Source organism: Paenibacillus sp. W4I10, assembly GCF_030816325.1.
Classification (GTDB): domain Bacteria; phylum Bacillota; class Bacilli; order Paenibacillales; family Paenibacillaceae; genus Paenibacillus; species Paenibacillus amylolyticus_B.
In genome coordinates this window covers 3,805,152-3,824,307 of sequence record NZ_JAUSXX010000001.1, presented here as the reverse complement: position 1 = coordinate 3,824,307, position 19,156 = coordinate 3,805,152, and the positions used below count along the sequence as shown (strand labels likewise).

Here is a 19,156-nt window from a genome sequence, read left to right as displayed (position 1 = left end):
TTGTGCAAGCCAGCTTCAACAGAGAGGGAACAGTGTGCTGCAAGGTTCCTGTAGCTGCTTCATAATTCCTACCTCGCGAGCTGCGGAAGAGAATGCCCATACAGGGTTGCAACCTCCGCCGGCAGGGCCCGTTATGCCCCGTAGGACTGCATGTTACAGATCGCATAGGTTGCGAACGGATTAATTTGCAGTTAAATAAGGGTGGTACCACGACACATTCGTCCCTTGACGGATGTGTCTTTTTGCTGTTTATGCGCCGTATTTGATAACAAAAAGGAAGATTAGGAGTGTGTTCAGATGCGTCAAAGTGAAATGCTTGTTCCAACATTACGTGAAGCGCCAGCGGAGGCAGATGCAGCGGGACATCGCTGGTTACTGCGTTCCGGTATGATTCGCCAACTTGCTGCGGGAATTTACAGTTATCTGCCCCTCGGACGGCGTATATTGTTAAATGTTGAACGGATTGTTCGAGAAGAGATGGATCGTGCCGGGTGTCAGGAGGTGTTGCTGCCGATTATGCAGCCTGCGGAGTTGTGGGAAGAATCCGGAAGATACACACAGTATGGTCCCGAATTGATGCGTCTGAAGGATCGTCATGCACGGGAATTTGCTCTTGGACCAACACATGAGGAAGTCGTAACCGCTTTAGCGCGGGACGAGGTGAGTTCGTATCGTAAGCTGCCATTCACCCTGTACCAGATCGGAACCAAGTTCCGGGATGAACGCCGTCCTCGATTTGGATTGCTGCGTGGACGTGAGTTCATCATGAAGGATGCGTACTCTTTTGCTTCGGACTGGGAAGAGCTTGATCGGACTTATCAGGCGATGAACACGGCGTATAGTCGCATTCTGGAGCGTTGTGGTCTGGACTATATCCGTGTTGAGGCTGACGCAGGAACGATTGGCGGTCAAGGGGAAACACATGAGTTCATGGCTCTTGCTGATGTGGGTGAGGACACAATTGTAACCTGCAAACATTGTGGATATGCTGCAAATCTGGAGAAAGCAGATTATCAGACTTCTGGAGATATTGAGAAAAAAGAAGGAAGTTTGGAAGTTCCAGCCGACTCTGCGAGTGCAGACTCCGCGCTTCAAACGGATGAACATTCAGGAGCGGAAAAGGTAGTACGCATCTCCACACCTGGCGTTCGTACGATCGCAGAGTTAAGTTCCTTTGTTGGCGAAGGGGCTGAACATATGATCAAAACGCTGCTTTATGTGGCGGATGGTCAGCTCGTCGCTGCGCTTGTGCGTGGAGATCATGAACTGAATGACATCGCATTGAAGCAGGTGTTGGGGGCAGAGGAACTGATCCTTGCAGACGATGCAGCCATTGCGGCACATCCAAATCTGAAGGTAGGATTCCTGGGTCCGATTGGACTAAATCTGCCGATGGTGGTGGACGCTGACGTGGCAGTGATGAAGAGTGCAATTACAGGAGCCAATGAAGTGGATGTGCATGTTTCCGGCGTACGCCCAGGCATTGATTTTGCATTGGAGCGAGTAGAACGAATCCGTTTTGCTGCGGAAGGGGATGCTTGTCCAACATGTGGATCACCACTTGTGTTTACCAAAGGTATTGAGGTTGGACATATTTTCAAATTGGGAACGAAATATAGTGATGCCATGGGCGCTTCATTCCTGGATCGTAATGGTCGCCAATGCGCGCCAGTCATGGGATGTTACGGCATTGGCGTATCCCGCCTGATGGCTGCGATAGCTGAACAATATGCAGGAGATGAAGGCATAAGATGGCCTGCCGCTGTTGCGCCTTATGATGTGCATCTGATTACAGTAAGTTGGAAGGATGAGCAGCAGCGTCAGCTCACTCTCGAACTGGAACAACAATTGATCGATGGCGGTTACACGGTATTGGTTGATGACCGAGATGAACGTCCGGGTGTGAAATTCAAGGATGCGGAGCTGATCGGATTGCCTGTGCAGATCGTTATTGGCCGAGGAGCAGCAGAAGGACAGGTCGAACTGGGATCACACGCACTTGCAGCATCAGGTGAATTGAAACGAATCGCTTTGACGGCACAGGACGCTGTGTTTTTTGTGAAGGAACAGCTCACTTTCTAAATAAGTTGAACTAATCATTTACACAGAGACGGAGAGGACAGAAAAAACCTGAAAAAGCGAAGCGTTCGCCTAAAAGCTTTCTGAAAGAAAGCTGCATCGGAAGCATACGCTATCCCCGGATTTTCCCTTGAGAAAAGGGAATTAAAAAAATCTGGGGATAACAGCGATTGGAAGGTTATTCTGTCATCGGAGTGTACGTGTGAACATATCTTTAGTTCAAATTATATAGATCAAGGGGAATCGCTAATTATATGAGTTTATATAATAGTACCGAATATGATGCGGTAGCTGATTTTGATTGCTGAAATTCCAATGTGAGCATGAAAAAGAGGGCTATAGGCATGCAATTTGGTAGGGTTTTATGAGTGATATCATACGAAATAACTATATTTGGACATATGTATTTAGTATACAAATGATTTTATGATTAAGGAATTGAAGATGATCATACGCAGGCGGATTTATGTGCAAGTATGCAATTTTGAGAAGATAGAGATGTCGAAATTAAATGTACAATAACCGCATGAGCACGGTCATTCCGGAGAGTTTTTATATAGTTCGGTGTCGAAGGCACATGATAAAGTTGGTCCGTAAAGGCCTGGCTGGGATTTATTTTTGCCTCAGATGATTGTCAGAATCAGCAGGATATGTCCACAGGAAATGTTCAAGTATCTGATGTGGATTGATGTTTAAGAACGGAGATACAAAAGGGTGTCCCCTTAACCAGTAATCTGGCCTGAGGGACACCCTTTTTGTTATGACAAGATAGATCCTTATGTTGATGCACTATAAGCGGTCATGCCTATATGCACTTTGCTTTGCTTAGCTTAAGAAGCTGCAGGCAATTTCAATTGTTGACCTGGATAAATCCAGTGTGGATTTTTGATATTGTTCAGCTTTTGCAATGCCTGCCAAGTTGTGCCGTATTGTTTGGAGATAGAGTACAGGGAATCTCCGGATTTCACAACATGCAGTTTGGCTGGAGCAGGTTTACTAGGCGTTGGTTTAGACGGTTTTTCCGGTTTTGGTGTTTCTGGTTTTGGCTTGGTTGGAGCTGGTGTTTCTGTTGCCGGAGTTTCCGGCTCTACTGCAGGTTTTTTCGCTTCACTGATCCGACCATCTGTTTTGATGTCTACAGCGCCAAGCTTCTGCATGTAATTGATCAATGCTTCGTCCAGCGCGCCATACATACCCGTAGTTGGATATTTGGCAAACATGGTGTATTCGTCACCACCAACAGCTGTGAAATCATTGGTTGCCAGTGTATACGTTGCTTCCGAATCAAGGGCTTTATCACCAACAGTCACGGAATGTACACGGCTACCTTCAGCAGCGGAAGCGTCGATTTTGAACTTGATTCCAGATACTTGCGGGAATCCACCGCTTGGTTCCGGATAGGAGGCTACACCGACTTCAAGGGCTGCCAGGATATCGGACCCTTTCACTTCAAGAGTTACCACTTGATTACCAAAAGGAAGCACTGTGATAACATCACCTTTAGTTACGATCCCTTTTTCGATGGAAGCACGGATACCACCACCGTTAGTCAATGCGATGTCGGCTTTGCTGACATCACGAATGGCATCTGCAAGGAGGTCACCCAGGTTGGTTTCACCTGCACGTACCTGCTCACGTTTACCATCCAGCAGAATGGCTGTATTGGCTACTTCTTCTTTCAAAATAGGCTCTTGTTCTTTTTGAATGGAGTTCACGAGAGCCGCGACTTTCTCATTCGGTTTGATGTCTTTTGCTTCAGTTTCATCAATTAATGTTGCTTGTTTCTTCGTTACTTTACCACCGTCTACCCACAGATCAATGACACCGACGTAGTTAGTGTATTCTCCTGCACTTGCGATCAATGTTCCGTTATCGGATACAAGACCGTCCTGCAGTATTGTGTGGCTGTGACCATCAATGAATATATCGATGCCAGGAACTTCTTTAACTACTTTTAAACTAGTATCCGTGCTGGACGCGTCTTGTCCAAGGTGTCCCAATACCACAACAACATCTACTTTGCTGCGGATTTCGTTTACCAGAACTTTGGCTTCCGCAGATGGATCTGTAATATCAAGACCTTCTACGTTTTTGGGATTCGTTTTGTACAACGTTTCCGGTGTTGTCAAAGCGATGATACCAATTTTCACGCCATCTACCTCTTTAATGAGGTAAGGATCGAAGAGACGTGTTCCGTCTTTTTTCTTCACATTGGCACTCAGCATGGGGAAGTTCATCATGTCTGCCAGTTCGATCAGACGATCCGAACCGTAGTTGAATTCGTGGTTACCCGGTACGATGGCTTGGTATCCCATTTCATTCATGACTTTCACGATGCTCTCACCATTAACGAGAGTGGCAAAAGTTGTACCATGCACAGCATCTCCAGCATCAAGCAAGAGTGTGTTCGGGTTTTCGCTACGATATTTGTCAGCGATTCCAGCTACTTTGGCAAAACCCATAGCAGGTGAAGATTCAACTGCACGGGCATGCGTATCATTCGTATGTAGAATGGTAATGTGTTTGCCTGTGCCCGGAGTGGTGGTATCCGTTGCAGCCGCGGCAATACCTACACTGCCAAACAGCAAACAGACCGTTAGCAGAAGTGAAACGTAATTCTTCCAGATTTTCATATGAATCCGAAACCTCCCCAATTAATAATCTACTTGAGTGTTTACACAGCTCACGTAGTATTTTAACAGACTATTATTAGGAAATCTCGCGAATTACGTAAAAATAAGTAACCTGAAAGTGACATGTAAATCTGCTATTGGAAAATATAATCTTTGTAAAGAACGTATGTTCTTAAAGGGTGTAAAAAAAATGCTGCGCTTCACGCGGCAGTCCGGTACGTAAACAAAATTTCTCCAAAGATTCATCCGGTTCAGGCATCACTCCGGAGGTTAGCAATTGAATGGCAAAACGGTTGGCCTGTCTTTCCAGCTTGCCTGGAGCAAAATAGGAATGTTCCTCCAGAAAGAATCGATTAATCCCTTTATGAAGCCGGTCGTGTCCAAGCTCATGGGCGCATACGAACCGCTGCCATTCCGGCGGCAAATCATTGTGTATGACGATAAACCTGCGCCGGAGCTTCCGAAAGTACAGTCCTTTGGTGGACTTCCCCAAATTGGTGAAACGAATCTGTATTCCAACCGCGCGGGCAATGCTGAAAGGGCAGTTGGTCCGGTGTTTTCGAATCAGCTTTGTTACGATGTCATCCATATGATCTCACCTGCTGCCTCATTAAATTCAGTGGGTCATGCCTCATGGGCGATTGTCCGATTCGTCTGTCTTTTTGCGTTTGTTCATCTGTTTGGCTTCCCAGAACAGACCTGTCAGCACATCCTTGATTCGTTTCTTGTCCTCTTCATCGAGTGGAATGCCGTCAAACATCAGATCATCATCGTCCTCCAACATCTTTTTGAAATCACGACGGTCTTTGTATGTAGCCCATTCCGGTACGTCCTGAAGTTCAGCAGCACTTCCTGGTTCAATATAACCAGCCTGCTTCATCATCTCTGTATAAGGCACCGAGAGTGCATCTGAAATCTTGCGGATGGTCGCTGGTTTCGGCACACCCCGGACCCCATTCTCAATACGTGAAATCTGTGAGTTGCTTATTCCGGCTGCTTCGGCGAGCTGATTGATGCTGTATCCCTGTTGCTCGCGCAGTTGTTTCATATAAGGACCAAAAGCGTGCTCCACAATTATGCCAACTCCTTCGATTCGTACAAGTACTTGAGTTATAAAGAAGACAGTTGGATGTGGGGGAGGTAGATGTGCGTTCTATGCGCCGTTCCGGATTCGGATCGTTCTTTTGATCGCTGTTATCCCCGGATTTCCTGTTTCCCTTTCCTAAAGGGTGAAATCCGTTGATAAAGGCGAGCGCTTTGCTTCTTCAGAATCGATTCCTTCTCCTTCACTATGTATGCGCGTGATACACACCTAAGTCCCTTCCCGAAAAATCTCGGTGGCTTCTTTATAAAAATCAAATGACTTATACGGAAGTTCATTAATTAAACAGTACTATAACGTATATATACCATTAGGTAAAGAGATATGAAACAATTATGCCAAAAGGCATAGGAAATGAGAGCGAAGGTTTTATTTTATCGTCAAAACGAACCAAAATGAAGGTTTACTCCGATCTCCAGAAAGTGGTATCCTCAAATAGAAATACGAACACTATACGAACAAAATGTAACATTGCCACAGGTTGGAGTTTAAAAAATGACCCTTGAAGAAGGAAATTCCCCGGTTTATACCGATTTGGAGTGATTCCAAAAGGCAACAGGGGGAAATTAAAAAATGTCGTTATTATTTCAGAGATCTGGATAACTCTAATAAAAGATGAGAGCATGAGGGTTTAACTTTTATAGAATGAATTTTAAGGTACGCAAGAACGAAGAGGGCAGAAAAAAGCTGGAGAAGCGAAGTGTTCGCCTTTATCACTGGATTTCCACTTTTGAAAATATAATCAAAGAAATCCGGGGATAACAGCGATCGGAAGGTTGTTCTGTCATCAGAGTGAATATGCGAAGCTACTAGACTTTCATTCTATAGCGAACACTAAAGGAGGAAGATAAATATGGAATTGATGCTGCCCGAATTGGACCGACGCAAAACGCAAACAGCTGTTGAAGCTGCGCTGGAAAAATACCGAATCTATAAAACGATTGCATTTGAAGAACGAGAGGTTATGGTGACGGCAAGTTATGCCGAGCGTTTCCACGGTGCAACCAATGTGACGGGGGATTCCACGGCGAGAACGGCGATCTACAATGTGGACGTGCAGCGCGCGCGTCAGGCATATTGCGATACGATTGATTTTGTGGTGTCCCGGCTGAGTGAAAAGGAACGTGTACTCGTCTGTGAACGATATCTGAAAGACGATGATGTGTTTGACTATAAAGTGTATAATCATGTGTTTGATCCACCTGTCAGCAAGGATACGTATACGAAGATTCGTACACGTGCTTTCTACAAAATGGCGCTGGCTTTGTCAGATCGAGGTCTGATTAATATGGAGCCTTTGTCTGTGTCCCGCAAAGAGCGGCAGAAGCTGGGCTAAGTGAGCGATTGAAGAAGTTGATCCTTTAATATCCAAGGTGGATTGGTTACAATAGTTGAACAAACCACAGTTGGCACAGCCAAAGGAGAGAAGTCTGCCATGTCGGAAGAAGTCGGAATGCAGGAAATGGTCACGTTGAAGACAATCGCGGAAACGCTCAATACGTCCAATGATCTGAACTTAATGCTGGATACCGTGGTCGGCAAATTACTGGAGTTGACCGGATTAACGGCAGGCTGGATGTTTCTGATTAATGAACGTGGAGAATATACCTGTGTTTCGGATTACAATCTGCCCCCGGCATTACTGCGTAAAGATAAGGAGCCCATGCGAACGGGTACCTGCTGGTGTGTGAACCGCTTTAAGGACGGTCAACTCAATCATGCGGTCAACATCATTAACTGTAAACGGCTGGAGGATGCGGTGGAATTCCAATGGGGAGATACCCATGATATTACCCACCATGCAACCGTCCCGTTAAGGTCAGGTGAGAAGATGCTCGGCCTGCTCAACGTGGCTGCGCCAGCCAAGGAACATTTCAGCGACAGTGAACTGGCGCTGTTACAGGGCGTGGCGTACCAGATTGGTAGTGCGGTAGAGCGGATGAGATTGTATCGCGCGGAGCAGCGACGAGCTGATCTGTATGCCAAGCTGGGGGAGTTCAGCACAGCCTTGGGTCTTGCAGTGAACGAATGCAGCAATTCTGATGCTTTTTCTTTAAAAGTTGTACAGCTGCTTGGGCAGCACTATGATTGGCCTTTTGCTACAATTATTCAGCAGAAAAACGGAATGTTCGTCTTGCAGGCAGCCTATGCGGATGATAAGGTTCGAACGTTATCAAGTACTCCGTTATCTTCAGAAGTGACGGGCCACATTAACCATGTAATTAATAGTCATCGTGCTACATCTCTGTCTGGGACAGAGATCGCTGAGATATTTACCTTGTGCAAGTCTGAACAAGTTATGAATTCCATTGCCTCGGGAATTGCGGCTCCCCTTCCATACCATACGCCAGGGGAAATGGGAATTCTGGTGATCGGAATAGGAACATCAGGTACTGCGCAGGCGGACCGTGAAGTGCTGGAGGCATTGGCCGAACATATTGCTGCCTCATGGGAGAGTCTGAAGCTGGCGGAGAATCGCCGCGAACTTGCACGAATGGAAGAGAGAAACCGTTTGGCTCGCGATCTGCATGATTCGGTTAATCAGATTTTATTTTCACTATCGTTAACTGCTAAAGGCGCGGAAAGTATGTTATCCGGCTCTGAGCAGTTGCACCCGGCAGCGGAAGCGATGAAGGATATTCGGGCTTTGTCTCAGGAGGCGCTCAAGGAAATGCGCGCATTGATTATGCAGCTCCGTCCCGCGGGACTGGAAGCAGGGCTGCTCCATGCGCTACAGGAATACGGCACCAGCCAGGGTCTTCAAGTGGTGATGAATCGGACGGGAATGAGGTCTTTACCGCGTAATATAGAAGAAGCATTGTGGCGAATCGGACAGGAAGCGCTGAATAATGTACGGAAACACGCGGATGTTCCTTCTGCTGAGGTCACCCTCAAGTTAAGTGATCATGAAGTGGTGCTCACCGTCACAGATCAGGGAAAAGGTGGTACGGAAAGGCCAAAAGCCTCGTCTGGAAGCTCCCTTGGCCTGTCCATTATGAAGGAACGGGCTCAATCGCTCGGGGGCAGCTTAGAAGTAGTGAGTTCTCCCCGCAAGGGAACAACAGTAACGGCAGTCATTCCACTTCCGTTCGAATCTGTATAAAGTCAGGGGGAAGAAGAGATGCCGATTACGATTTTGCTCGCAGATGATCATGCGATGGTGAGAAGAGGTTTGCACGTTTTTTTGACCACACAGCAAGACATGGAGGTTGTCGGTGAAGCATCGAACGGACAGGAAGCACTGGTGCAGGCGGAAGCGTTAAAACCTGACGTGGTATTAATGGATCTGCATATGCCGGTCATGGACGGAATTGAAACAGCCAGACGGCTGCGCACGTTATTGCCAGCAACGCGAATCATTGTGCTCACATCGTTTTCCGATCAGGATCATGTGGTTCCTGCTGTGCGTGCAGGGGTGAAGGGGTATCTACTCAAGGATATTGAACCGGAGGATCTGGCTGTGGCCATTCGCAATGTGCATGCAGGTCAGGTAGAATTGCATCCCGCCGCAGCAGGTCAATTGATGCATGTGATGGCTTCATCCGATTGGTCTATAAATGAACAGCAACCACAGCATATAACGGCAGATCAGACAGCAGACAGTCAACATCAGGAGCCAAAGCAGGTTGGAAAATCAAATGAAACATCCCTTGGTGGTCCGGATATGCTCACTCGCCGTGAACAAGAGGTTTTGGGGCTGATTGCTCAAGGATTGAGCAACAAGGAAATTGCAGTTCAATTGGTCATCACCGAAAAAACGGTCAAAACCCATGTCAGTCATCTGCTCGACAAACTCGGGCTGGCGGATCGGACACAAGCGGCTCTTCATGCCGTAAGAAATGGCTGGGTCGTCTGACCAATTCCGACATATGTTCATACTTAAGTCGTATAAACTCAACCTAAAGGTTGAGTTTTTTTGTATTTCAAGTTAAGTCTATCTGCTGACGATTTGGATGCCAAAGAAAGGTAAGATAAGAGTAGAAATAACAGATCGGTTGAAACATGAGAGTTTGAATTATTAAAAAACCAAGGAGAGTGACATGAATGAATATTGTTATTTTGGCAGGCAGCAATCGGAACAATGCAACCAGTACACGTCTGGGAGAGTATGCTGTGGAGATTATTCGCGGCCAGGGACATCAGGCCAGCCTGTTTGATCTGTACCAGACACCACTTCCATTCTACGCACCTGATGAGAAACAAGCGGATCATGAACATCTGGCAGACCTGAATACACGTATGCTCGCGGCTGATGCAATCATCCTGTCTACACCAGAGTATCACGGCAGTATTAGCGGTGTGCTCAAAAATGCACTGGACCACCTGAGTCAGGCTCATTTCAGCGGCAAGCCCGTCCTGTCCATCAGCTCCTCTGGCGGAGCGGTGGGGGTAAGTTCGCTTTTACAACTGCAAGCGATTGTTCGCAATCTGCATGGTATCAATGCCCAAGAGTGGATATCTATTGGGGGTGCGCAGCGCAGACGATTCGAAGCGACATTTGACGGATACGAGGAGTACGAAGGCAGTCAGGATATAGAGGACCGGGTGCAGCGGGTCATTGGATCGTTTTTAAATCTGGCCCAGACGTTAACGAATGCGCGGAATTCAACCATGAGTTGAGAACAAACGAAGATGAAAAATCGGAAAAGGAAAAGAGGTTGAGCATGATGATTACAGGCATATTTGAAACACATCTAAACGTGACGGATCTGGAGAGATCCCATCATTTCTATGAAACGGTCCTGGGTTTACCTCATGCCTACGGGCAGGAAGAACGTGGAAACTCCTTCTACTGGATTGGTGGAAAAGGCAATGCCATGCTGGGATTGTGGCAAAAGGATCCTTCCGAGGTGAAACGTCAGCACTTTGCTTTTCATGTATCTCTGGAGGATATGAAACATGCGGTGGCTCACCTGGAGAACAAAGGAATCAAGACACAGAACTTCCTGGATGATGATATCGGTGAACTGTACGTCTTCGGCTGGATGCCTGCGGTATCTGTATATTTTACCGATCCGGATGGTCACTCGCTTGAATTCATCGCCATGCTCCCGGATGAAGCGAAGCCTGAACTTGGCATGGTGCCGTGGAGTCAGTGGGAGGAGATGCAGGAGAAGACCATATGATGATTGAAGAATTACAGTTATATACAACACGGTTGGAGGACCTCAAGCATTTTTATCGTGATACGTTGGGAATGGAAGTGTCCGATGCGACAGATCAGACCTTCAACCTGCAGGTTGGAAGGACAAAGATGATTTTCAAACCGTGTGAAACAGATCATGAGCCCTTTTATCATGTGGCCTGGTTGATTCCGACGAATCAGTTCAAGGAAGCGAAGCAGTGGGCTGCATCACGTGTTGTTTTAAGCAGGGAGGAAAATCGGGATGAAACGTACTCTGCTAATTGGAACTCTCATTCTCTCTATTTCGAAGATCCGGCAGGCAATATTATCGAGCTGATTGCTCATCATCGTATTCAGAACGAGAGTGACCATGACTTCTCGACTCAAGATATATTACAGGTGTGTGAGATTGGCCTAGTGACGGAGGATGTTCTGTCTACGGTGAATGAGCTTCAGCGGATTGGACTCACGCGCTGGGGTGAGGTTAGTGATACCTTTGCTCCTGTAGGAGATGTACATGGTTTATTTATTGTGGTGAAGAAGGATCGGACGTGGTTTTTCTCTACGCAAAAAGCAGAGATCTATCCGTTGGAAGTATCCATCCATGGCGTGGGCAAGCTTCGAATTGGCTAAACTTTGCATTCCGGGGCAAAACGGGCATATGTGGAGCATTTCCATCATGTTATAGAAGTAAACGCTTTATTTATTCATTCCAGGGTAGTTTCTCTGATGGGTTTACATATGATGAAGGGTGGTGGCAAGCTTGGATCGACGTTTGTTGGAAGATGGACTTGCGATTATCGTTTCCAGTCGGGAACGTACAGGAGATCTGTGGCACGCCCATTATGGGGCGGGTGCGATTGCGGCATATTTTTGGGTACGGGAAAATCGTCTCACTGCCCTTGCCGCCGGCAGTGTTACGGCCGAAGCAAAAGCCATGCTTCGCCAGCATGGAATCAGCCCTGGTCAGACCTCTCCGGTTGGTGAAATGATGCCCAGGGAAGATGCCGAAGCGCGTATTACGGACGCATTGGATCGAACGATTGGAGAGCTGCACTGGGTTGGGCACCAGGCCATCTACGGGGCAATCAGTCTGAAAGCCATTCGTGAACTGGATGGATGGGGCACTGCGGAGGATATTGGTCGGCTGGTTGAACTGATCGATTCATTCGATCGAACCATCCCGGGAAGATCCTGGATGAACACAACGATGAAAGAAATTCGCAGTCTCAAGCCGGAAAAAAGCGATGGTTTCCCGGAGATTGAAGATCCAGTTCAGTTGTCACGTCTGATTCTGGATGAGCTTGGTTCGTTCCAGACCATATATCACGCGGAAGCGCATCATGACCTGATTGGTCATATGCTCACCTACGGACATGCGCTTAACATATTATATGAACTGGGTTATCCGGCATTATTCCACAAAGGCATTCCGCCTTTCCTTACCATGGTGAAGGCACTACGCTTAAGCCGAGATGTGGATATTGAACAGGAGATGCCGACATTGCAATCACCCGTAGACCTGCTGCCACTGGAACGAGCGGAACGATCAGTGGCGCTACCTCATGAATTGGAATATTGGCTCACCGACAGACGTTCCCGTGACTGGAACGGAGGTCATGTATTTAAATTCCCGTTCAGCTTCTATCATCATGCCAAGAACGGGGAGCCTGTACCGGAAACATGGGAGAACTTTCGTTATATCATCGCGTGAGATAAAACATACATTTCAGAAGGGGTGTCCGTCATGACGGACACCCCTTATAGGCATTATTCTGGTCTACCGAATTGTGGGCATCCTGTACCTGTTTAACGGGGCCAAATTTCAAGGATAAAAAGGATCAGCATGACTCTGGACACCAGCATGTATGGTGATTTTCGTACGGGCTGACGCGCTGCCCATATTCCCCAGGAACTCATAAGTGCAATACTCCCCCAGAACATCCATAAGGAGATGCCTTCGGGTGTAAATAGAAAGGACAGCTTGGGCAGTCCCCTGTTGCCAGCCCCAAGAAGAACAGTGGTCATATAGACGAGGACAAGGAAAAACAACTCGAAGAGCAGGGTTTGCAGCCAGAAATAATAGATGTTGAACACTCGTAGCATGATGACTGTGATCAGGATAAACAGGATACCAACGGATAAGAATGTTGCCGCGGTCCATCCAATGAGAGATGTTGTTATAACATCTGTTTCTTGATATAAGATGTACATCGCCAACGCATACATAGCGGGGCCCGCCATATAACTGGTGACAGCAATCCAAAGATAGAAGAAATACCTCTTTTTCATGGTCATATCCATCCTTTATTGTTCGTAGGATTTGAAAGCTACTTATGTCATATAAACATCATCAGGATGGGTTTGGTTGGACTACCGATAGGAGTTTCTCGCGAAAAATCGGCATTTAACCGCCATAGAGACGACTACATTCAGGCGTAATTCATCCCGATTACCATCAGCGCGAGGGGGCAAAGGCGGTAAAATGGTATTATCGGATCAGCAGCAAGGAAGACACACCGACAGCTCATACGCTAAAGTACAGCCGGCCATGGGGCTGGTTTTTTAATTCGGTGATTGCATCCTTGCCCTGATCGGGTATTAAAGACTAAACAGATAACAGGAGGCTACGTGATATGAAAACAGTATTGTATGTTCCACTGGATGATCGTCCAGCGAATCTGGATGATGTGATTGTGCAAGGGAAAGCAGCCGGTATCCATATCGTTACACCGAACCTGAGTGATATTAAGAATCGTCTGGACTCGGAGAAAACCGTAGATGGCACAACGCTGCTCGGCACCTCTACGCCGGTTTATGGCAAACCGTCCAAGATTCATGACTTTATTCTGAAACATGCTGCCAAAGTCGACGGATTTATTATCTCATCCGATATGCTCGCTTATGGCGGCCTGATTGGCAGTCGTCAGCTCCGCGAAGATGGAGGAGGCGCCTATCCAGAATACGATAATGAGACCACGCGTTTGCTGGATGTGATCCGCGTGATCAAGCAAAAATATCCACGCAAACCCGTATTTGTAATGGATACCATCATGCGTTTGGCTACAACCTCGTTTGCAGATGGCTTGGCGCTCGATGCATATAATGAGTCCCGTGCGTTGATGCAGCAGCCACGTCAGACATACACCGAATTTGAGGATATTATCGAGGGTTATAACCTGTCCCCGGATGGAGTGGAATATGGGACAACGACCTATTTTGATAAAGAACAGTATTACAATACAAGACAGCATAAGTTCAAAACAAATCTGTACATTCTGGATCAACTGGCTCGCACAGGTTATATCGATTTCCTTGCAGTTGGTGTTGACGATGCTAACACCCAGGGGGTTCAGATCAATGAAATCAAATATGTAGAAACGCGGATCAATGAATGGCTGGGTGGAACCAATGGACAAAATCCGGATCGTGCTATCATCTTGCCGGATGCAGATGGTCTGGGGCACGCTTTGGTCGCTCGCATGGCAAACCAGTTGTTCCGAGGCGGGGCGAGGACACGTTACGCAGTGAAATATTTTGGTCCTCACGGCAATTCCATCATTAACACGTATGAATACATGGATGTACACGAGAATGTGGTTCGTCATGTGGATATTGTAGGTGGTGTGCTTGTAGCGGATTCGGCATATCCTGAACCGGATGTGGTGACGGATGTGGGTGCTGGCTTGGAAAATGAACAGCTAGTGGCTGTAGCAGCCGATCAAGTTGTCCCGTTTGACATGACCTCCGAACTGGATCGTATGACCAAGGGTCATCCGGGAAATTCCGGAGAGAACACAGGCATCGACATTGAGATTATTGCCATTACGGCTCTGGATCAGGTGCAGGCTGCGTTGGAGCAGTTGACGCTGAATAGTGAGCAAGGTCTGCCTTCGGTATTGATTGATTTTGTGGGTAAAGGACCAGCGAATGTCGATGTTGCCGAAGCATTGCTCAACAGTCCATATACCGGACGGGTTCTGGGTTATAGTGCATGGAATACACCGGGCAACAAGATCGGTATTGCTGTAGGCATGGGGCAGTCCAGGTACGCGTTGATTACAACAGAGAAGCATGACCATAAGTTGCGCGATGCGATGAACGCGCATGGCTCACTGTTATTTAAGCGTTTCCTGAAGGATTATTACTACAAAGCGGTAGCGATCGCAGAGATCCGCACATATTCCCGAGCCCATGCGCTGTATACCAACGTGGCTACCCTTTCGGATCAAAATATGTTGCTGTTTAACTCGGAGGAAGACTATGCCCATCTGCAAACATTGCTCCGTGATTTGATGCAGACTTATACCACGGCGCTTGCGAATAAAACAGCTTTCCAGACAGGCAATGTGGCGATTAAGCAGATCTGTAATGACGAATTGTCCTATGCCACGTATGGCAGTGCGCTGTTGGAATATGCGAATCCCGATTTCATCTGGGGCCGTGCATTTGAGATTACGTTGAATCCGAAGGTTACGCTGAACTAAGGTTTGAAATAGTAGAACGCGTTATGTCGTCTTTTTTCCACCCGAATGACTCCCTTAATCGCACCGAAGTCGTACGGAACACCATCCGCGCTAGGGATAAAAGGGTGTAAGATTGTATTATCGGATCAATAACAAGGGACACACCGAAAGCACATACGCTAATGTACAGACCGGCCAAATGGCCGGTCTTTTTGATGCGGTGAATGTAGTCCCGGTACTGATTCGGTCGGAACACAGACACTGAGTTAAAAGGGGGAGTCTACTGCTGCTGCACTGTCGCTGCATCGTGTGGGCAGATCTCAAACTTGCAGCCAAAGGGGGCGAAATGAATGTGTCTATGAGAAATGAAATTAGCACTGCCGTGAGCACCAGTAAAATGAGTACGCTCATTAAAAAAACGCTGAAACAGAAGCTCGCTGTACTTGTTTCAGATTGGGACGGTCGTGTGCTGGATGCACCTGCGTCAGGCGAAGTATTGGCTGGGCCTTGTGCCGTGGTTGCGTTTGCGGAAGAGGTGCCGAAGTCTGCCTGGGCGGGATATCGACGGATCATTAAAATCTCCCCATACGTTCGTCCGGAAGATGGCGGCGCTGAACAAGTGGAAGCTTGGTCAGCCCATCTAATCGAAGGGTTGCACCAGGTAAGACTGGTGGATGAAGCAGGTGGGGCATTCACTTGTATCTATCTGGGTTCTTCAGATAGTGACCGGGTGGATGCAGGGTCTGGCATGCTTACGCGCAGTCTGCGATTCGGAGTGTATGTTCCCGAAGACTCGGGAACTGCTCTCGTTGAAACAGAGGACGCATGGTTAGCTGCGCTTCAAGGCTGGACACAGCAGGAGCTTGGCTCGAACTGGTCGGTATATGGGGATGTATGGCCTGGTGGGTACGAGAAGCCGTCTGTGTTATGGCGATTGGCTGGATGTAGCACGTCTGTGGCGGGGACTTCGGCATTGGAAGTTCGACAACAGTGGATTGGGCATGTGCTCACCGATCATTCGGTGCTTAAACGGCAGACCGTTACTCGGTTGGTCCGGCAACTTGCAGTGCAATCTCGTCTTGCCGTCACTGAAACGGGTGGCGAAGAGCAAGAAGGTAACACGCGATATATCACAGTGGATGAAGTCACAGCAGATTTACAGGCAGATGCCTATCTGAACGGACAGATTCGTCTGACACTACAGCAGCGGATTCGTCGTCCGGGTACAAATGTGCCTTTGATTCGTGAGATTCACCATAGCAAAGGGATGGAATAGATGTTGAGCCCAGAGGAACTCCATCACAGGTGGTTCCAGATGATAACTTTAGATTGTGGATATAGCTTTAAGATGATTGATTTAGCTTCAACATTATAGCTTCAGATTCATAGTTTCATAGGATCGAAAATTCATAGATCAAGCTTAAAGATCAATGTTCACGAAATTAGCAGTCCAACAAATGAGGTGAGATGGCAATGGCAAGCTCAGTGAAAAAAAGCAAACAGATCGCCCCGCGGTATACAAGGGCAGAACTGATGAATCATGCAGAAGCCCTCTTTGCCGTTAAGGCAGAGGTGCTGTACGGTGCGCTGTACGAAGCGGTGCAAGAGACGTTTTCCATTGAAGAAACGCAAGAACGAATTAACCAATTTATGAAAGCGAAGGTGAAGGGATAATGGCAGGTGGAACTTGGGAACAAACGAATCGTCCGGTCCTTCCGGGCTTATATATGAATTTTCAGGCGGCAGCATCCTCAGCCATTCAAGCGGGTACGCGGGGAACGGTCGTTGTGCCGATCAAGGCCAACTGGGGTCCTGTAGGGACTTTTGTTGAAGTAGGGAGCGAAGCAGCGATTGAACGTATGTATGCGGCGAATGTGCTGGACAACGGTACAGCTTATACGTCCTTGAAGCTCGCCCTGTTGGGTGGGCCGAAGAAGTTGCTCGCTTATCGGGTAGCAAGTGCTGGGGCCAAAGCAGCTACGCTTACTTTGAAGGACAGCAGTGATGCCAATGTGCTGCAACTGGATGCGAAATATCCGGGTGATCGTGCAAATGGATTCTACGTCACCATCCAGCCAGGTGTGATTGATAATACGAAACATGAAGTGCGTCTCTTCGAAGGTAACCGGATGTTGTATGCGCTCCTGACAGCGGATATTACAGCAGCTTCTCTGGCAAAAGAGATTAACGCGGATGAACAAAATGTCTGGGTAACGGCGCAGGCCATTGGAGATGGTACAGGTGTGGTAGCCACTGTTGCGGGTGCGGCATTTAAAGGCGGCGTAAGTGGCAACGACGACCTGACCAATGCAGAGTACATTGCTGTGCAGGGTGCGCTGGAAGGGGAGCAATTCGACGTTTTGGCTTTGGATCAGGCGGCTGATGCGCCTCTGCTTGCGAGTTTTGCGGCATGGGTGAAACGTGTGCGTAGTGAAGGCAAACCGGTGGTGGCCGTATTTGGCGGTTCCGTAGCGGACGATACCTCTGCTACAGCAGCACAAAAAGCAGCAGCACGTTCGCTTGCGCTCAACCATGAAGGTGTGATTAATGTCGGTACAGGCGTGCGCCTTGGAGATGCATTTTACAGCTCCGCGGAAACATCCGCCTATGTTGCAGGTCTGATCGCCGGACAACGTCTGAACCAATCCACAACTTATGCAGCTACTCCGTTCGATGATGTGACACGTCGCTGGACGCGTGCAGAACAGGAGCAGGCGGTACAGAATGGTGTATTTATTTTCTTCCATGATGGACGTCAGGTGAAAGCACTTCGCGGTGTAAACACACTGGTAACTCCGGCCGCTGGACAGAATAATGCGTGGAAAAAAATCCGTTCCATTCGTGTGTTGGACGCCATCAACACGGATTTGCAGCGCTCCGCAGAAGATACGTATATCGGTAAAGTAAATAATACCGAAGAGGGTCGTCAGGCACTGATTAGTGCCATGAAGGCCTATTTGGCGTTGCTCGCACAGAGCAATGTGATTGAAGCCGATGGCTATGATGTCATTCTTGATCCGGCGTATTATGGTGCGGCACCAGTTCTCAAACCGGAAGCGGATCAGGTGTTCCTGCAATGGAATGTGAAGCTGACCGATGTAATGGAGCAGTTGTTTGGTACATTTTACGTGCAATAAGGTTGTGTGGAAGGAAAACGCGATTTTTTAATTTTAAGGAGGAAAATATATGTTGGATGCGTCAAGAGTAATTCTCGGTACCCATGGTCAGCTGCATATCGATGGTGTGTGGCAGACAAACATTAACAAGCTGGAAGCGAGTGTAGAGATTGAAAAGCGTGAGCTGAACCTGGTCGGTAATGACTGGAAAGTGCACAAAAACGGCGCAAAAAAAGGAACAGGCACGATGACGGGCTACAAAGTCACTTCGGATATGATCCAGCGCGGCTTCACCAAATTCGAGATTATTTCCAAGTTGAACGACCCTGAATCATATGGACATGAGAGTGTATTGCTGAAAGGTTGCATGGTGGACAAAATCCAGCTTGCCAACTGGACAGCGGGTGAGGAAGTACCAGAGGAAACGGGCTTTACGTTCGAAGGATTTGAGTTGCTGAATCCAATTGTGGCGAACTAAAGGTTGGAAGTGGTCACGTGTTGAAGCTAGTTTGCTCAAGCGTGATTGCATAGTTACTTCATTAATAATATGGGCACCATTGTAGGCCGAGATGATCTCGGTCTCTTTGTTGTCTCTACAGGCTTGGAAGATGGCATCGATGAACCCATTCGTGAAA

General features: G+C 47.6%; 17 protein-coding genes. 13 read left to right on the top strand and 4 right to left on the bottom strand.

Annotated features, from left to right (window positions below; genetic code table 11):
• The first annotated feature begins 297 nt into the window (after positions 1-297).
• Positions 298-2,082 carry a proline--tRNA ligase gene (locus QF049_RS17315; RefSeq protein ID WP_307539172.1) on the top strand — a complete coding sequence of 595 codons (1,785 nt, stop codon included), beginning with the start codon at positions 298-300 and terminating at the stop codon, positions 2,080-2,082.
• Positions 2,083-2,909: 827 nt separating this feature from the next.
• Here the strand turns inward: QF049_RS17315 and QF049_RS17310 are convergent.
• The 3 genes from QF049_RS17310 to QF049_RS17300 all read right to left on the bottom strand — a co-directional run bounded on the left by QF049_RS17310 (position 2,910) and on the right by QF049_RS17300 (position 5,787).
• Positions 2,910-4,712: a 5'-nucleotidase C-terminal domain-containing protein gene (locus tag QF049_RS17310; protein ID WP_307539170.1), complete on the bottom strand. Its 1,803-nt coding sequence runs from the start codon at positions 4,710-4,712 to the stop codon at positions 2,910-2,912.
• Positions 4,713-4,884: 172 nt separating this feature from the next.
• A complete protein-coding gene (locus tag QF049_RS17305; protein WP_017690190.1) occupies positions 4,885-5,301 on the bottom strand; it encodes an ImmA/IrrE family metallo-endopeptidase in 417 nt (138 codons plus the stop codon).
• A gap of 42 nt (positions 5,302-5,343) precedes the next feature.
• Entirely contained in the window at positions 5,344-5,787 is a 444-nt protein-coding gene (locus tag QF049_RS17300) for a helix-turn-helix domain-containing protein (protein WP_082219000.1), read from the bottom strand.
• Positions 5,788-6,667: 880 nt separating this feature from the next.
• Here QF049_RS17300 and QF049_RS17295 point away from each other — a divergent pair.
• The 7 genes from QF049_RS17295 (at position 6,668) to QF049_RS17265 (ending at position 12,653) form a co-directional block, all read left to right on the top strand.
• Complete coding sequence (locus QF049_RS17295; protein WP_017690187.1) at positions 6,668-7,150, top strand: ArpU family phage packaging/lysis transcriptional regulator; 483 nt, start codon at positions 6,668-6,670, stop codon at positions 7,148-7,150.
• A 42-nt stretch (positions 7,151-7,192) separates the two neighbouring features.
• The gene (locus QF049_RS17290; protein ID WP_307539167.1) at positions 7,193-8,917 is read left to right on the top strand and encodes a GAF domain-containing sensor histidine kinase; all 1,725 of its coding nucleotides are present in this window, start codon (positions 7,193-7,195) and stop codon (positions 8,915-8,917) included.
• Between the two features lie 18 nt (positions 8,918-8,935).
• Complete coding sequence (locus QF049_RS17285; protein WP_307539165.1) at positions 8,936-9,670, top strand: response regulator; 735 nt, start codon at positions 8,936-8,938, stop codon at positions 9,668-9,670.
• A 188-nt stretch (positions 9,671-9,858) separates the two neighbouring features.
• Positions 9,859-10,434 (top strand): NADPH-dependent FMN reductase, encoded by a 576-nt coding sequence (locus QF049_RS17280; RefSeq protein WP_036611439.1) that lies wholly within the window; start codon positions 9,859-9,861, stop codon positions 10,432-10,434.
• 44 nt (positions 10,435-10,478) lie between these two features.
• Positions 10,479-10,940: a VOC family protein gene (locus QF049_RS17275; protein WP_307539163.1), complete on the top strand. Its 462-nt coding sequence runs from the start codon at positions 10,479-10,481 to the stop codon at positions 10,938-10,940.
• Complete coding sequence (locus QF049_RS17270) at positions 10,937-11,572, top strand: VOC family protein (protein WP_307539162.1); 636 nt, start codon at positions 10,937-10,939, stop codon at positions 11,570-11,572. The genes QF049_RS17275 and QF049_RS17270 overlap by 4 nt, the downstream gene beginning before the upstream one ends.
• Positions 11,573-11,693: 121 nt before the next feature.
• Positions 11,694-12,653 (top strand): hypothetical protein, encoded by a 960-nt coding sequence (locus QF049_RS17265; RefSeq protein WP_307543290.1) that lies wholly within the window; start codon positions 11,694-11,696, stop codon positions 12,651-12,653.
• A 95-nt stretch (positions 12,654-12,748) separates the two neighbouring features.
• Here QF049_RS17265 and QF049_RS17260 read toward each other — a convergent pair whose 3' ends face one another.
• The gene (locus QF049_RS17260; protein WP_091015510.1) at positions 12,749-13,231 is read right to left on the bottom strand and encodes a hypothetical protein; all 483 of its coding nucleotides are present in this window, start codon (positions 13,229-13,231) and stop codon (positions 12,749-12,751) included.
• Positions 13,232-13,575: 344 nt separating this feature from the next.
• Between QF049_RS17260 and QF049_RS17255 the strand changes: the two genes are divergently transcribed.
• The 5 genes from QF049_RS17255 to QF049_RS17235 all read left to right on the top strand — a co-directional run bounded on the left by QF049_RS17255 (position 13,576) and on the right by QF049_RS17235 (position 18,999).
• Positions 13,576-15,426 carry a DUF4127 family protein gene (locus QF049_RS17255; RefSeq protein ID WP_307539159.1) on the top strand — a complete coding sequence of 617 codons (1,851 nt, stop codon included), beginning with the start codon at positions 13,576-13,578 and terminating at the stop codon, positions 15,424-15,426.
• 331 nt (positions 15,427-15,757) lie between these two features.
• Positions 15,758-16,681 (top strand): hypothetical protein, encoded by a 924-nt coding sequence (locus QF049_RS17250; protein WP_307539157.1) that lies wholly within the window; start codon positions 15,758-15,760, stop codon positions 16,679-16,681.
• Between the two features lie 197 nt (positions 16,682-16,878).
• Positions 16,879-17,079 carry a YqzN/YkzM domain-containing protein gene (locus QF049_RS17245; RefSeq protein ID WP_307539155.1) on the top strand — a complete coding sequence of 67 codons (201 nt, stop codon included), beginning with the start codon at positions 16,879-16,881 and terminating at the stop codon, positions 17,077-17,079.
• Positions 17,079-18,542, top strand: coding sequence for a phage tail sheath subtilisin-like domain-containing protein (locus QF049_RS17240; protein WP_307539154.1), 1,464 nt, complete (start codon positions 17,079-17,081; stop codon positions 18,540-18,542). The genes QF049_RS17245 and QF049_RS17240 overlap by 1 nt, the downstream gene beginning before the upstream one ends.
• Before the next feature lie 49 nt (positions 18,543-18,591).
• On the top strand, positions 18,592-18,999 hold the full coding sequence (locus tag QF049_RS17235; protein WP_124117078.1) for a phage tail tube protein: 408 nt from the start codon (positions 18,592-18,594) through the stop codon (positions 18,997-18,999).
• Positions 19,000-19,156: the final 157 nt, after the last annotated feature.

Excerpts from the sequence above, each read along its gene's own strand:
- QF049_RS17315 (WP_307539172.1), top strand. The coding sequence starts at position 298 with ATGCGTCAAAGTGAAATGCTTGTTCCAACATTACGTGAAGCGCCAGCG.
- QF049_RS17310 (WP_307539170.1), bottom strand. The coding sequence starts at position 4,712 with ATGAAAATCTGGAAGAATTACGTTTCACTTCTGCTAACGGTCTGTTTG.
- QF049_RS17305 (WP_017690190.1), bottom strand. The coding sequence starts at position 5,301 with ATGGATGACATCGTAACAAAGCTGATTCGAAAACACCGGACCAACTGC.
- QF049_RS17295 (WP_017690187.1), top strand. The coding sequence starts at position 6,668 with ATGGAATTGATGCTGCCCGAATTGGACCGACGCAAAACGCAAACAGCT.
- QF049_RS17285 (WP_307539165.1), top strand. The coding sequence starts at position 8,936 with ATGCCGATTACGATTTTGCTCGCAGATGATCATGCGATGGTGAGAAGA.
- QF049_RS17280 (WP_036611439.1), top strand. The coding sequence starts at position 9,859 with ATGAATATTGTTATTTTGGCAGGCAGCAATCGGAACAATGCAACCAGT.
- QF049_RS17275 (WP_307539163.1), top strand. The coding sequence starts at position 10,479 with ATGATGATTACAGGCATATTTGAAACACATCTAAACGTGACGGATCTG.
- QF049_RS17270 (WP_307539162.1), top strand. The coding sequence starts at position 10,937 with ATGATGATTGAAGAATTACAGTTATATACAACACGGTTGGAGGACCTC.
- QF049_RS17260 (WP_091015510.1), bottom strand. The coding sequence starts at position 13,231 with ATGAAAAAGAGGTATTTCTTCTATCTTTGGATTGCTGTCACCAGTTAT.
- QF049_RS17255 (WP_307539159.1), top strand. The coding sequence starts at position 13,576 with ATGAAAACAGTATTGTATGTTCCACTGGATGATCGTCCAGCGAATCTG.
- QF049_RS17245 (WP_307539155.1), top strand. The coding sequence starts at position 16,879 with ATGGCAAGCTCAGTGAAAAAAAGCAAACAGATCGCCCCGCGGTATACA.
- QF049_RS17240 (WP_307539154.1), top strand. The coding sequence starts at position 17,079 with ATGGCAGGTGGAACTTGGGAACAAACGAATCGTCCGGTCCTTCCGGGC.
- QF049_RS17235 (WP_124117078.1), top strand. The coding sequence starts at position 18,592 with ATGTTGGATGCGTCAAGAGTAATTCTCGGTACCCATGGTCAGCTGCAT.